This window comes from Sinorhizobium sp. P24N7, assembly GCF_042436655.1.
Classification (GTDB): domain Bacteria; phylum Pseudomonadota; class Alphaproteobacteria; order Rhizobiales; family Rhizobiaceae; genus Sinorhizobium; species Sinorhizobium meliloti_A.
Map to the genome: position 1 here is coordinate 130631 of NZ_JBHMIW010000018.1, position 13402 is coordinate 144032.

The following is a 13402-nucleotide window of genomic DNA, read 5'->3' on the forward strand; positions in this document are numbered from 1 at the left end:
CCGGCCTGCCGGCCACCCTCTTCGCGCCAGCGGGGCGAAGAGACTCGCGGCGCCCCGGCAGGGGGATGAGGAGCAAGTGACCCTTCACGTCACTTCAGCGCGTCGAGTACGACCGCGGCAGCCAGCATTTCCCGCCAGCGGTTTTCGCGCCGTCTAAATGCCTCTTCGTCTGTTCCCCACTGTTCGATCTGCCAATCCTCGTCGACATGAGCGGCAGCCCATGCCTGTTCGGCGGAGAGCCTGCCCATGGCGAGGGCAAGAGCGAGCAGGGCGGATCCGGTCAGGCTGGTGACGGTGTGCAGGCAGGCGAGGCCGAGCGGTGTCGCAAACCCGCGCAGGCTCTCGGCAAAGGCCGAGACCGCCTCCGCCGGTTGTTCCTGATGGATCACGCCTTCCACGAGAATGAACCGGGCGCCGAGCGTCCGGGCGGCCCAGTCGATTATCGGATTCCAGTGCTCGTTCTGCCGAGCGACGAGTTCTTTCGGGCTGTCGGCCCGATAGCAGAGAAGATCGCTGCCGACAAAACGGACGATATCGTCGAAGACCGCACGATCGTCGAGCGCAGCTCCGTCGATCGCGGTGTTGACGATCCGCGTGAGCGGCATCGCCGAGGGATCGATGATTTCGGTCTGGGCGTCCCACTCGGCTGCCAGCAGCCCTGCGAGCTTTTCGGTGGGTACGGTGAGCGCCCGTTTGGCCGGTGTGCGCACTGACCTTCCGTCGAGAAGCACGGCGTATCCGCCGTCATCCGCCGGTGCGGCGCTCGCCTGCTTGTAGAAGCGTTTCGGCAGCGGTTTCTGCATCTGGATCTGGGCCCGGCGCACAGGATCCTCGTGGCTCAGCGCACCACTCAGTTCGTCGCGAATATCAGGCATGGCTGTGGTCCATCCATTCGATTATGTCTGCCGGAACGCGGGCGATGTGATCCGCACCGGATGCCATCAGCTCCGGGACACTGGCGTAACCCCAGGCGACGCCCAGGGCATCGGTGCCGGCGGCCTTCGCCATCTGCATGTCATAGATCGCGTCTCCGATCACGATCGTGTCGCGGGGATCGACTCCGGCCTCCGCGCAGCACTCCGTCACCATGGCGGGATGCGGCTTCGAGGGGCAGTCGTCCGCCGTGCGGGAGACGAAGAAAATCTTGTCGAATCCATGCATCGCCGCGATATGCGTCAGACCTCGCCTCGATTTGCCGGTGACGGCACCGATCAGGAGTTCGTCGCGTCCGGCCAGAGTCTGCATCATCTCCGCAATGCCCGGAAACAGCGCTTCGCTGCAGCCGGGTTCGCCTCGTACCGAGGCGAATATAGATTTGTAATGCGCCGTCATTGCGGTCGCCCGGTCGTCGACGTGTTCCTGCCCCATGAGCCGGGCAATGGCGATATCGAGAGTGAGGCCGATGATCGCCTTGGTCGCGTCCGCTGTCGGGCGATCCAGATCGAAGGCCTCGAAGGTGCGGGCCATCACCTCATGGATCAGTCCCGCGCTGTCGACGAGCGTTCCGTCGCAATCGAAAAGGACGAGCTTCATCACTCTTCCTCGCCGGCGGCGTTTTCGTCGAAGCCGAGCAGATTCCAGCTCTGCACCATGTGTTGGGGCAGGGGAGCGGTGATCTTCAGCCGCCCGCCGTTCGGATGCGGAATATCTATGTGCCGCGCATGAAGGTGCAGCCGGTTCTGCATGCCGCCGGGGAAGGTCCAGTTGACGTCCGCTTCGAAGTATTTCGGATCGCCGATGATCGGATGGCCGATATGGGCGGCGTGGACGCGCAGCTGGTGCGTGCGGCCGGTATAGGGTTCCATTTCCAGCCAGGCGAGGTTCTGCCCGGCTTGTTCGACGATCCGGTAATAGGAGATGGCGTGGTCGGCGCCATTCTCGCCGTGCTTGGCAATCCGGACACGGTCGCCATCGGGCGTGGGCTCCTTTACGAGCCAGGTGGAAATCTTGTCTTCCCGCTTGCGCGGCACGCCCCTGACCAGGGCCCAATATGTCTTCTTGGTGTCGCGCTCGCGAAATGCCGCGGTCAGCTGTTGCGCAGCCCCACGCGTGCGGGCGACGACAAGTACGCCCGAGGTATCACGGTCGAGACGATGGACGAGGCGCGGCTTTTCGCCCTTCTGGCTGGTCCAGGCCTCGAGCATTTTGTCTATATGCCGGTTGACGCCCCAGCCGCCCTGAACGGCAAGGCCGGCCGGTTTGTTGAGCACGATGACCTTGGCATCCTCATGCAGCACCATGCGCGACAGAAGCTCTCCGTCCGGCGATTGACGCAGGTCCCGGCCGCCGATCGGGCCGGATTTCGCTTCCTTGGGATCGACGCCGAGCGGCGGAATGCGGATCGTCTGGCCGGGTTGTATGCGCGTGTCGGATTTTGCCCGCGCCCCGTCCACGCGGATCTGTCCGGAACGCAGCAGCTTCTGCAGCGGACCGAAGCCCAGTCCGGGGAAATGCACCTTGAACCAGCGGTCGAGACGCATTCCCGCTTCGTCGCTGTCAACCTGCCTGTGTTCTATGCCCGCCATTTGCAGAAATCCGCCTTCTTTTCTTTAAAGGCTGGCTTTAGACCATTGCGCGCATCAGGGCCAGCCCGGCGAACACGGCAAGTATCGAAAGACCGACGCTCGCCGCGATATAGGCGAGGCCACTCATCGTCTGCCCGTGTTCCAGAAGGGTGATCGCGTCGAGCGAAAAGGCCGAGAACGTCGTGTAGCCCCCCAGCACGCCGGTGATCAGGAACACGCGTATTTCCGGCGAGGCTCCCATCTTATGCATGATGAACTGCGCCAGAAAACCGATCAGAAAGGAACCCGTAACGTTCACGAACAGCGTCCCCCAGGGAAAGACGGGTCCGGCGCGCTGCAGCATCCAGAGGCCGACGAGGTAGCGCAGGACGGAGCCAAGGGCGCCGCCGGCACCGACGAGGAGGATATGGTTCATCAAATCGTTCCGATCCGAGAAGGCTGCATCCTGTCAGCCGAGTCTCTCGGCGTGCCACCTGAGATGGTCGTCCATGAAGGTCGAGATGAAATAATAGGAATGGTCGTAACGCTCATGCATCCGGAGCGTAAGCCCGATGCCCGTTCCTTTGACGGCTTCTTCGAACAGCCAGGGGCGCAGACCGTTTTCGAGGAAGCTATCCGCCTTGCCCTGGTCGATCAGGAATTCCGGGAAGCGGGCCCCGTCCTCGACGAGGGCGCAGGCATCGTATTTCCGCCAGGCGGTCTTGTCGGGACCGAGATACTTCTCGAAGGCACCGACCGACCAATCGGCGGAAGACGGCGCGACGATCGGCGCGAAAGCGGAGCAACTCTTGAAACGCTCAGGGTCCTTGAGAGCGACGGTCATTGCGCCATGCCCGCCCATCGAGTGGCCGAAGATACCCTGGCGGCTCATATCCACGCGGAAATGCTGACCGACCAGGGCCGGGAGTTCTTCTGTGATGTAGCTGTACATCCGATAGTGCTCGTCCCAGGGCTTCTCCGTCGCATCGAGATAGAAGCCGGCGCCCTTGCCCATCTGCCAGTTGGTGAGTTCATCGGGAACATCCGCCCCTCTTGGGCTCGTATCCGGGCAGACGATGATGAGCCCCAGCTCCGAGGCCATGCGCCGGTACTCGCCTTTCTCCATGACATTGGCGTGGGTGCAGGTGAGGCCGGAGAGATACCAGAGAACGGGGCGAGGCTCCGTGATCGCCTGCGGCGGTACAAAGACGGCGAAGGTCATTTCGCCTTTGCAGGCCGTGGAATCATGAGCGTAGACGCCCTGCATGCCGCCGAAGGCCGTGTTCTGCGAGATTACTTTCATTCTTTGCTCCTGAATTTCATGGGGTGGCGCCCGCAAGCTGAACCGCGGCATTGACGGCGGCGGCGACGAGCACCGTGTTGAAGAAGAACGAGACGATAGCGTGCATCAGGTTCACGCGGCGCATCGCCGTTGTCGTGATGGCGACATCCGACGTCTGCGCCGTCATCCCGATGACGAAGGCGAAATAGAGGAAATCGTATCCGCCGGGACTGTCGGTCTCCGGGAACGCAAGACCGCGCGCTGCGGGATTGCTGGCGGGATCATTGCGGTCGGCAAGCCAATAAAGATGAGCATAATGCAGCGCCGCCATGGTGTGGATCGTCGCCCAGCCGAGCGCAACCGCTGCGAAGGCGATGGACAGCCCCACCGCGCCGCCGCCCCCGGCGCGGTTCAGCGCGAGGAACAGAGCCACCAGCGACGTCGCCGCGGCAACGAGCGTCACCAGGAAGATGATTGGCTCCGGCTCACCCGTGTCGCGCGCATTGGCCTGGAGATAACTGCCGGTAAGTTTGGGAAGCCGCAAAGCCGTGATCGACAGATAGATAAGGAAAAAGAGGATGGCCGCGACCTCGATTGCTTCTGCGCGGAATAATGCAAAACCGATGGGCAGGCTGACCAACCCGCCCGTCAGGGCGAGATAGAACGGCCAGTGCCGCAGGCCTGTCTTCCGATCCATTCGCCGCCTCCGTTCGCCGGTTCTACCTTTTTACCCGTCGGCAGAGTCGGTCAAGCGTTTCGAGAAAAGCGGAGCGGTCGCGGGAGGTGAGGGCGGCGTTATAGCCTTTGCTTTCCCCGGTCTCCCTGAGATGGGCCGAGAGATCGCGCATCGCGGATGCCATGCCGATGTTGGTCTCGTCGAAGACACGCCCGGTCGGCCCGGTGACGAGCGCTCCGGCGCCGACACAGCGCACGGCAAGCGGCACGTCGGCAGTGACGACGATGTCGCCGTCCCTGGCGCGTTCGGCGATCCAATCATCCGCTGCGTCGAAACCGGCCGATACGATGACGTTGCGAACCATCGGATCGCGCGAGGGGCGCAGGCCGGAATTGGCGACGAAAGTCACCTCCAGGCCATGGCGCTCGGCCACCTTCAGGATTTCCGGCTTTACCGGGCACGCATCGGCATCGACATAGATCATCGGGGATAGCTTCCGGCAGGCAAAAAAGCGCCGGATTCAGTGGCCTCCGGCGCTTTCCTGAATGAGATTGCGAACTCAGTAGACAACGACAGAGCGAATGCTCTCGCCGGAATGCATGAGCTCGAACCCCTTGTTGATGTCCTCAAGCGGCATGGTGTGGGTGATCATCGGATCGATCTCGATCTTGCCCTCCATGTACCAGTCGACGATCTTCGGCACGTCGGTGCGCCCGCGCGCGCCGCCGAAGGCGGTGCCCATCCAGGTGCGGCCGGTGACGAGCTGGAACGGCCTGGTGGCGATCTCCTGGCCGGCGCCGGCGACGCCGATGATCACCGACTTGCCCCAGCCGCGATGCGAGGCTTCGAGCGCCTGGCGCATGACCTTGGTGTTGCCGGTGCAGTCGAAGGTGTAGTCGGCGCCGCCGATCTGGTCGGCACCGCGCTTCGTCAGGTTGACGAGATAGGGCACGATGTCGTCGCCGACCTCCTTCGGATTGACGAAGTGGGTCATGCCGAACTTTTCGCCCCAGGGCTTCTTGTCGTTGTTGAGGTCGACGCCGATGATCATGTCGGCGCCGGCAAGGCGAAGCCCCTGGATGACGTTGAGCCCGATGCCGCCGAGACCGAAGACGATGGCGGTGGCGCCGATCTCGACCTTGGCGGTGTTGATCACCGCGCCGATGCCGGTGGTGACGCCGCAGCCGATATAGCAGATCTTGTCGAAGGGGGCGTCCGGATTGACCTTGGCGAGGGCGATCTCCGGCAGCACGGTGAAGTTCGAAAAGGTCGAGCAGCCCATATAGTGGTGGACCTTGTCGCCGTTGATCGAGAACCGCGAGCTGCCGTCCGGCATCAGCCCTTGCCCCTGGGTGGCGCGGATGGCGGTGCAGAGATTGGTCTTGCGGCTGAGGCAGGAGGGGCAGGAGCGGCATTCCGGCGTATAGAGCGGGATGACGTGGTCGCCCTTCTTCACCGAGGTGACGCCCGGGCCGACATCGACGACGATGCCGGCGCCCTCATGACCGAGAATCGCCGGGAACAGCCCCTCCGGATCGGCCCCCGACAGCGTGAAATCGTCGGTATGGCAGATGCCGGTCGCCTTCACCTCGACCAGCACCTCGCCGGCCCGAGGGCCTTCGAGCTGCACGGTCATGACCTCCAGCGGCTTGCCGGCTTCCAGGGCCACTGCGGCGCGTACGTCCATTTCTCTACTCCATCAAACTAAGAACAACGAGGCGGGGCGACCGTCATATCGCGCCGGTCGCCACCGGCAAGAGGAAAATCCTGTCCGATCACCGAACGTCCTGGTTCAGGCGGTCGAATTCCATCTCGAGTGCCGAAATGGCCTCGGCGGTTTGATCGTGCAGCTTCTTTACGAGATCCAGCTGCTTGCGAAGTTCGTCCCCCGAAGCATCTCCGGCGTTATCATCCGGTGCGCGTCCGATACCGGCCATCAGCCAGGCGGGCGTCACGCCAAGCACGCCGGCCAGCATGAACAGGCGATTGGCCCGTGGCTCGGCGCGATCGCGCTCCCAGGAGGAAATGGTGTCGCTGCGGACACCGAGCTTGCTGGCAAGCTCCTTCGTAGAGAGTCCCGTCGCGTCACGCGCTCTCCAGATACGACCGCCCAGCGTATCGCCGTCTCCTGTCTCACGCAGACGTGCAATCGCATTCTCGGTTGATAACAGCATGGTAGCTCCTTTCGCCTGTTGTCGTTGTCGGGTGCCGAGGCACCCTGACTGCCCGCGGTGGGGCGAAGGTGAGGGGAGCTTATAGGCTTTTCCTTGCGGATGGGGCAATGTGAAGCGGCAAAAAGACGGCTAAAAGCGGCTTTGCCGACGTTTCCGAACGGAGCAACGTGCCGTGGGACCCTGCTATTCGTTCTCGATGCGGGTCGGGCCGAAGACCCTTTCGAAGGCCTCCCTCAGCCTGATATCGACATCGGCCATCATGACGGGCAGACCGAGATCGACGAGGCTGGTGACACCATAGCCGCGAATGCCGCAAGGCACGATGCCCCCGAAATGCTCGAGGTCCGGATCGACGTTCAACGACAATCCGTGAAAGCTCACCCATTTGCGCAAGCGAATGCCGATTGCCGCTATCTTGTCCTCCGCCATCGTGCCGTCCATGAGCGGCGGCTTTTCCGGGCGGCACACCCAGACGCCGACACGATCTTCACGGCGTTCGCCCTTGACGTTCATGGAATCGAGCGTGGCGATGATGACGCTCTCGAGTGCGGCGACAAATCCGCGGACGTCCTGGCGTCTGCGCTTCAAGTCGAGCATGACGTAGACCACCCGCTGCCCGGGACCGTGATAGGTGTATTCGCCGCCTCTTCCGGTGGCAAAAACCGGGAGCATATCCGGCATCACGAGGTCGGCGGCGTTGGCGCTGGTTCCCGCGGTGAACAGCGGCGGGTGCTCGACCAGCCAGACCAGCTCGTCGGCGGTGCCGTCCGCGATCGCGGCGGCTTCGCGCTCCATCGTCTCGACGGCTTCTGGATATTCCACGAGGGAAGGCGCAATGCGCCACCGCACCGGCGGTGCATCCGGCGGAGCGAACATGCTCTGGATAAGATCTTCGCGTTGCATAGGAACCTTGCGAATACTGATTTTTTCCGGCCTGTACATGGGGTCGCCGACGGCAAGAGTCCAGCGTTTCCAGTGGTTCGCGGGGAGCCGATCGAAATAGTTTTGTTTCTCGTCAAATTTCTGTCGTCACGCACTTGTGCACCCGGAATCCTTTTGCTACATGCAGCCCCGCCGACGCAATCGGCACCTACCACGATGCGGTCGTGGCGGAATTGGTAGACGCGCAGCGTTGAGGTCGCTGTGGGGCAACCCGTGGAAGTTCGAGTCTTCTCGACCGCACCATCTAAGATGAAGAAGCCCTCGTAACCAAATGGTTCCGTGGGTTTTTTTATTTTTAATCCTCTTTCACAACGTTGTTGCTGGACGCGATAGGACGCGAGGACTATTCTCGGATTTACGGCGCAAAACAGCTCGGCGTCATGCCTCGGGCCACAGCGTCGTCCAGGTCTCTGCTCCGTGCCGATGCGGAGCGCCCGCCACGACATCGACATGGCGGTGCCCGATCACGAAATCACCGTTCTACACGATGTTGTTGATGGCTAAATTCGTGGAATCGCAAAAAAAAAGTCGGCGAATGAGCAGGGACAAGTTATGATTCGCTTGTCATGACGGATTCGCGAGAAGCGCCGGCATGATGGGGTGACAGAGCGACGAGTCTTGCGGAGTGCGCCTCATAACGTTGATGAGGCGCCGATCGGTCGGTCCCGAACTGATATGCGGATGTTCGTCGCTGGCTGCTGCTTCGGTATCCGTTTCAGTGTCGGTTACGTGAAGGAACTTTGAAGCTAGGAAAACCGTTCACCTGAAGCAGATGCCGAAAGGCAGCGAGCCCGTTTCAACCAAGCGGCCCGCCGCGGGAGAGCACGATGCAAAGGAGTGAATCTGACGTCTTCGATCTCTTTTCGGAGATTTATACGAGTGCAGCGCAAGAAGAGATAAGTCTACAGGAATATCTCCTCGCATGTCGCGATGACAAAAGCATGTACGCCACCGCTCAGGAACGAATGGTGGACGCAATTGGAGACCCGATTCTCGTCGATACCAGCGCTGACGAGCGTTTAGGTCGGATCTTCGCAAACCGAACCATCAAAATCTACCCGGCCTTCTCCGACTTCTTCGGCATGGAAGACACGATCGAGCGGATCGTCGGCTACTTCCGCTATGCCGCGCAGGGTCTCGAGGAGCGCAAGCAGATCCTTTATCTTCTGGGGCCGGTCGGCGGCGGCAAGTCTTCGCTCGCCGAAAGATTGAAGAAGCTGATGGAGCTGCGACCGATCTACACCCTGATGGTCGACGGCAAGATCAGCCCGGTTTTCGAATCGCCGCTCGGCCTGTTCCATCCCGAACGGATGGCCGATCTCCTGGAAGACAAATACGGCATCGCCCGTAGGAGGCTGACAGGCCTGATCTCTCCCTGGGCCGCCAAGCGGCTGGACGAGGTCGGTGGCGACATATCCAAGTTCAGCGTCGTCAAGCTGATGCCGTCGCGTCTGCGTCAGATCGGCATCGCCAAGACCGAGCCGGGCGACGAGAACAATCAGGATGTCTCCTCGCTTGTCGGCAAGGTCGATATCCGCCAGCTCGAGAACTACAGCCAGGCCGACCCGGATGCCTACTCCTACAGCGGCGGCCTGAACCGCACGACGCAGGGGCTGCTCGAATTCGTCGAAATGTTCAAGGCGCCGATCAAGGTCCTGCATCCTCTTCTGACGGCGACCCAGGAAGGCAGCTACAACGGTACGGAAAACTTCGGCGCATTCCCGTTTCAGGGCACCATTCTGGCCCACTCCAACGAATCGGAATGGCTGCAGTTCAAGAACAACCGCAACAACGAGGCGTTCCTGGACCGCATCCTGGTGGTCAAGGTGCCCTATTGCCTGCGCGTCACCGAGGAGAAGCAGATCTACGAAAAGCTTCTTCGCGAGAGCGAACTGGTCAGCAATCCCTGCGCACCCGAGGTGTTGGAGATACTGAGCCGTTTCACGGTATCCACCCGGCTCGTTCCTCACGAGAACTCGTCTCTCTACACCAAGATGCGCGTCTATGACGGCGAGAACCTCAAGGATGTCGACCCGAAGGCACGATCGGTGCAGGAGTATCGGGACGCTGCCGGCGTCGATGAGGGCATGACGGGCGTCAGCACGCGCTTTGCCTTCAAGGTCCTGTCCGAGGCCTTCAATTACGACACGAAGGAGGTCGCGGCCGATCCCGTACATCTGATGTACATCCTGGAGCAGGCCATCAAGCGCGAGCAGTTTGCGAAGGAAACGGAGGCAGCCTATCTCGACTTCATCAAGTCGGAACTCGCCACGCGTTATGCGGAATTCATCGGTCACGAGATCCAGAAGGCCTATCTCGAGTCCTACAGCGAATACGGCCAGAACCTGTTCGACCGCTATATCGCCTATGCCGATGCCTGGCTCGAGGACCAGGACTTCAAGGATCCCGATACGGGGCAGATCCTCAACCGCAAGATCCTCGACAGCGAGCTGTCTCAGATCGAAAAACCGGCGGGCATCGCCAATCCGAAGGACTTCCGCAATGAGGTGGTCAAGTTCACCTTGCGGGCGCGGGCCAAGAACCATGGCAAGAACCCGTCCTGGACGAGCTATGAAAAACTTCGCGAGGTCATCGAGAAGCGCATGTTCGGTCAGGTCGAAGACCTGTTGCCGGTCATCAGCTTCGGGTCGAAGAAGGACAGCTCCACAGAGAAGCAGCATGTCGAATTCGTACAGCGCATGAAGGAGCGTGGGTACACCGAACGGCAGGTGCGGCGTCTCGTGGACTGGTACATGCGTGTAAACAAGGCGGGTTGAGGCTGCGGATGCGGGGGTTAGCTAATGCCGAATTTCATCGACCGTCGCCTCAATCCGAAGGATAAGAGTCTCGGTAACAGGCAACGCTTCCTGAAACGGGCACGAGAGGAACTGAAGCGCACCATCAAAGAGCGGGTCAAGTCGGGCAAGATCGCGGATGTCGATGCCGAACAGAACGTGTCCATGCCCGCCCGCGGCGTCAACGAGCCGGCTTTCCAGCCGGACTCCAACAGCGGCGAGCGACGCCACGTCCTGCCGGGCAACCGGGAGTTCGCGGCGGGAGACCGTATCCCCAAAAGGGGGTCAGGTGGCGGTGCGGGCAATGCGGGAGCCGGCACCGGTCAGAGCGAAGACGAGTTTCAGTTCGTCCTTTCGCGCGAGGAGGTGCTCGATCTCTTCTTCGAGGACCTCGAACTCCCCGACATGGTAAAGCTCAATCTGAAGGAATCGGTTACCTTCAAGCGACGGCGGGCCGGCTTCAGCGCAAGCGGCTCCCCGACGAACATCAATGTCGGCCGCACCATGCGCAACAGCTACGGACGCCGCATCGCATTGCGGCGGCCGTCGCGCCGGGAAATCGAGGCGATTGCCGACGAGATCGCCGGGCTGGAGACGGAGCCGCGCGGACGCATCAAGCACCGGCAGCGCCTGGAGGAACTGCGCCAGAAGCTCGACGGTCTCGAGCGCCGGCGCCGGCGTATTCCCTATGTCGATCCCGTGGATATTCGCTTCAATCGGTTCGAGCCGCAGCCGCTGCCCAATGCGAGTGCGGTCATGTTCTGCCTCATGGATGTCTCCGCTTCGATGGGGGAGCGGGAGAAGGACCTCGCCAAGCGTTTTTTCGTGCTGCTGCACCTCTTCCTCAAGCGGCGCTACGAGCGGATCGACATCGTGTTCATCCGGCACACCGACGAGGCCGGCGAGGTCGACGAGAATACCTTCTTCTACAGCAAGCAGAGCGGCGGCACGGTCGTTTCCACCGCGCTGGAGGAGATGCTGCGCGTCATCCGGGAGCGCTATCCTGCCCATGAATGGAACATCTATGCCGCGCAGGCGTCGGACGGCGAGAATATCTCAGGCGACTCCGAACGCTGCGCTTCCCTTCTTCACGACGAACTGATGGGACTTTGCCAATACTACGCCTATGTCGAGATTATCGATGAGCGAGAGACGGAGATTTTCGGCACTACCGATAACGGGACTTCGCTCTGGCGGGCCTATCGCACCGTCGACGGCGAATGGCCGAATTTTCAGATGACCCGCATCGCGAAACCGGCGGATATCTACCCCGTCTTCCGAAAACTCTTCGGCAAGCAGCCGGAAATGCAATTGCGCAAGTGAAAAGGGACCGGGATGTCAAAGGGCGCCGCCTCAAACCTTCTGTTCCACAGTTCCGACTGGAATTTCGAGACGCTGGCGCGCACCTACGATGCCATCGAGGAGATCGCGCTCGGCGATCTCGGTCTCGACGTATACCCCAATCAGCTCGAGATCATCTCCTCCGAGCAGATGCTGGATGCCTACTCGTCGGTGGGCATGCCGCTCATGTACCAGCATTGGTCTTTCGGGAAGCGCTTCGTTTTCGAGGATCATCTCTATCGCAGGGGCCGGCGCGGCCTCGCTTACGAGCTGGTGATCAACTCCAATCCCTGCATCACCTACTTGATGGAGGAGAACACCATGGCCATGCAGGCCCTGGTGACCGCACATGCAGCCTTCGGCCACAATCATTTTTTCAAGAACAATTACCTCTTCCGGCAGTGGACCGACGCCAGCGCAATCCTCAGCTATATGGACTTCGCGAAGAAATACATCAGCAAATGCGAAGAACGGCACGGAACGACGGCGGTCGAGGCGATCCTCGACTCTGCCCATGCACTCATGGAGCAGGGCGTGTTCCGCTACAGACGGCCCCCGCGCCTGTCGACCGAAAAAGAGCAGGAGCGGATGCGCGAGAGGCTGGAATATGAAGAGCAGACCTTTAGCGACCTGTGGAGAACGCTTCCGCCCGCGGGAGAGAACAACGATCCCACGCAATTGGAACGGGAGCTCTCCGAGCGGAAAAAATCGCTGAACCTCCCGGAAGAGAACCTGCTCTATTTCCTGGAGAAGACCAGCCTCATCCTTGAGCCCTGGCAGCGGGAGATACTGCGAATCGTTCGCGTGATCGCGCAGTACTTCTATCCGCAGCGACAGACGAAGGTCATGAACGAGGGATGCGCCACTTTCGTCCACTACACCATCATGAACAGCCTTTTCGACCAGGGCAAAATAAGCGAAGGCGCGATGCTGGAGATTCTCCAGAGTCATACCAATGTCGTTTTCCAGCCGGGCTTCGACGATCCCCGCTTTCCGGGGATCAACCCCTATGCGTTGGGATTTGCCATGATGCAGGACATCGAACGCATCTGCGTCGAGCCGACGGCGGAGGATCGCGATTGGTTTCCCGAAATCGCCGGCACCGGCAATTGGCGCGAGACGCTTCTCGATGCCTGGGCGAACCACCGTGATGAGTCCTTCATCCTGCAATTCCTCAGTCCTGCGCTGATCCGCAAGTTTCGTCTGTTCCTGCTGACGGACGAGGCGGACGACAATTTCTGCGAGGTGGCATCCATCCATAACGAGCGCGGCTACGAAACGATTCGCGGCGCTCTCGCCCGCAGCTACGACATCGGAAGCAGCCAGCCGGACATCCAGGTGATGGATGTCGATTTGTTGGGCGACCGGCACCTGCGATTGCAGCACAATGTGAAGAATGGAGTGCTCCTGGAGGAGAACAGCCGCGATGCCACTCTGCGGCACGTCCGCCGTCTTTGGGGCTACGAGGTGAGCCTCGCCGGCGTCGATATGGAGAGCGGCGAGACGCTCTACGAGTGCTCGACGGAGGAGCTGTCGGACTAAGGCCGTGCGCCACTCTTCACCTCATCCCTTATGTGGACGGCTCTCCCTTGCAAGTGTTTTTTGCAGATTTTTTGATCGGATCGCTTGCTTCCATATGTTCGGCCTTTCGGTGTGGCCGCACAGGGCCACTGGCCAAGATGGTTTCC

General features: G+C 61.1%; 13 protein-coding genes and 1 tRNA gene. 4 read left to right on the forward strand and 10 right to left on the reverse strand.

The window, feature by feature from the left end; all coding sequences use genetic code 11:
* Positions 1–89 precede the first annotated feature (89 nt).
* The 10 genes from ACFHWW_RS27710 to lipB all read right to left on the reverse strand — a co-directional run bounded on the left by ACFHWW_RS27710 (position 90) and on the right by lipB (position 7578).
* Positions 90–875, reverse strand: coding sequence for an ATP12 family chaperone protein (locus tag ACFHWW_RS27710; protein WP_379942295.1), 786 nt, complete (start codon positions 873–875; stop codon positions 90–92).
* Complete coding sequence (locus ACFHWW_RS27715) at positions 868–1533, reverse strand: HAD-IA family hydrolase (protein ID WP_100672252.1); 666 nt, start codon at positions 1531–1533, stop codon at positions 868–870. Before ACFHWW_RS27715 ends, ACFHWW_RS27710 begins: the two co-directional genes overlap by 8 nt.
* The gene (locus tag ACFHWW_RS27720) at positions 1533–2525 is read right to left on the reverse strand and encodes an RluA family pseudouridine synthase (protein WP_379942297.1); all 993 of its coding nucleotides are present in this window, start codon (positions 2523–2525) and stop codon (positions 1533–1535) included. The genes ACFHWW_RS27715 and ACFHWW_RS27720 overlap by 1 nt, the downstream gene beginning before the upstream one ends.
* Before the next feature lie 37 nt (positions 2526–2562).
* Positions 2563–2940 (reverse strand): fluoride efflux transporter CrcB, encoded by a 378-nt coding sequence (gene crcB, locus ACFHWW_RS27725; protein ID WP_275598065.1) that lies wholly within the window; start codon positions 2938–2940, stop codon positions 2563–2565.
* Between the two features lie 33 nt (positions 2941–2973).
* Positions 2974–3807, reverse strand: a complete 834-nt coding sequence (gene fghA / locus ACFHWW_RS27730) for an S-formylglutathione hydrolase (RefSeq protein WP_100672254.1) — start codon at positions 3805–3807, stop codon at positions 2974–2976.
* A gap of 16 nt (positions 3808–3823) precedes the next feature.
* Positions 3824–4483 (reverse strand): DUF1345 domain-containing protein, encoded by a 660-nt coding sequence (locus ACFHWW_RS27735; protein ID WP_379942300.1) that lies wholly within the window; start codon positions 4481–4483, stop codon positions 3824–3826.
* Positions 4484–4505: 22 nt separating this feature from the next.
* Positions 4506–4946, reverse strand: coding sequence for a YaiI/YqxD family protein (locus tag ACFHWW_RS27740; protein ID WP_018099569.1), 441 nt, complete (start codon positions 4944–4946; stop codon positions 4506–4508).
* A 75-nt stretch (positions 4947–5021) separates the two neighbouring features.
* Entirely contained in the window at positions 5022–6149 is a 1128-nt protein-coding gene (locus tag ACFHWW_RS27745) for an S-(hydroxymethyl)glutathione dehydrogenase/class III alcohol dehydrogenase (protein ID WP_275600017.1), read from the reverse strand.
* A gap of 88 nt (positions 6150–6237) precedes the next feature.
* Positions 6238–6636: a helix-turn-helix domain-containing protein gene (locus ACFHWW_RS27750; protein WP_100673975.1), complete on the reverse strand. Its 399-nt coding sequence runs from the start codon at positions 6634–6636 to the stop codon at positions 6238–6240.
* Between the two features lie 183 nt (positions 6637–6819).
* Positions 6820–7578 (reverse strand): lipoyl(octanoyl) transferase LipB, encoded by a 759-nt coding sequence (gene lipB / locus ACFHWW_RS27755; protein WP_379942303.1) that lies wholly within the window; start codon positions 7576–7578, stop codon positions 6820–6822.
* Positions 7579–7736: 158 nt separating this feature from the next.
* Between lipB and ACFHWW_RS27760 the strand changes: the two genes are divergently transcribed.
* From ACFHWW_RS27760 to ACFHWW_RS27775, 4 genes are all read left to right on the forward strand, one after another.
* Positions 7737–7821: transfer RNA gene (locus ACFHWW_RS27760), tRNA-Leu, on the forward strand.
* Positions 7822–8405: 584 nt separating this feature from the next.
* On the forward strand, positions 8406–10355 hold the full coding sequence (locus ACFHWW_RS27765; RefSeq protein ID WP_018097854.1) for a PrkA family serine protein kinase: 1950 nt from the start codon (positions 8406–8408) through the stop codon (positions 10353–10355).
* Between the two features lie 24 nt (positions 10356–10379).
* Complete coding sequence (locus ACFHWW_RS27770) at positions 10380–11696, forward strand: YeaH/YhbH family protein (protein ID WP_018097853.1); 1317 nt, start codon at positions 10380–10382, stop codon at positions 11694–11696.
* Positions 11697–11708: 12 nt separating this feature from the next.
* Positions 11709–13256 (forward strand): SpoVR family protein, encoded by a 1548-nt coding sequence (locus ACFHWW_RS27775; RefSeq protein WP_100673974.1) that lies wholly within the window; start codon positions 11709–11711, stop codon positions 13254–13256.
* Positions 13257–13402: the final 146 nt, after the last annotated feature.

What these genes read in the sequence shown, in the direction of transcription:
- ACFHWW_RS27710 (WP_379942295.1), bottom strand. Translation starts at nt 875, where the DNA reads ATGCCTGATATTCGCGACGAACTGAGTGGTGCGCTGAGCCACGAGGAT.
- ACFHWW_RS27715 (WP_100672252.1), bottom strand. Translation starts at nt 1,533, where the DNA reads ATGAAGCTCGTCCTTTTCGATTGCGACGGAACGCTCGTCGACAGCGCG.
- ACFHWW_RS27720 (WP_379942297.1), bottom strand. Translation starts at nt 2,525, where the DNA reads ATGGCGGGCATAGAACACAGGCAGGTTGACAGCGACGAAGCGGGAATG.
- crcB (WP_275598065.1), bottom strand. Translation starts at nt 2,940, where the DNA reads ATGAACCATATCCTCCTCGTCGGTGCCGGCGGCGCCCTTGGCTCCGTC.
- fghA (WP_100672254.1), bottom strand. Translation starts at nt 3,807, where the DNA reads ATGAAAGTAATCTCGCAGAACACGGCCTTCGGCGGCATGCAGGGCGTC.
- ACFHWW_RS27735 (WP_379942300.1), bottom strand. Translation starts at nt 4,483, where the DNA reads ATGGATCGGAAGACAGGCCTGCGGCACTGGCCGTTCTATCTCGCCCTG.
- ACFHWW_RS27740 (WP_018099569.1), bottom strand. Translation starts at nt 4,946, where the DNA reads ATGATCTATGTCGATGCCGATGCGTGCCCGGTAAAGCCGGAAATCCTG.
- ACFHWW_RS27745 (WP_275600017.1), bottom strand. Translation starts at nt 6,149, where the DNA reads ATGGACGTACGCGCCGCAGTGGCCCTGGAAGCCGGCAAGCCGCTGGAG.
- ACFHWW_RS27750 (WP_100673975.1), bottom strand. Translation starts at nt 6,636, where the DNA reads ATGCTGTTATCAACCGAGAATGCGATTGCACGTCTGCGTGAGACAGGA.
- lipB (WP_379942303.1), bottom strand. Translation starts at nt 7,578, where the DNA reads ATGTACAGGCCGGAAAAAATCAGTATTCGCAAGGTTCCTATGCAACGC.
- ACFHWW_RS27765 (WP_018097854.1), top strand. Translation starts at nt 8,406, where the DNA reads ATGCAAAGGAGTGAATCTGACGTCTTCGATCTCTTTTCGGAGATTTAT.
- ACFHWW_RS27770 (WP_018097853.1), top strand. Translation starts at nt 10,380, where the DNA reads ATGCCGAATTTCATCGACCGTCGCCTCAATCCGAAGGATAAGAGTCTC.
- ACFHWW_RS27775 (WP_100673974.1), top strand. Translation starts at nt 11,709, where the DNA reads ATGTCAAAGGGCGCCGCCTCAAACCTTCTGTTCCACAGTTCCGACTGG.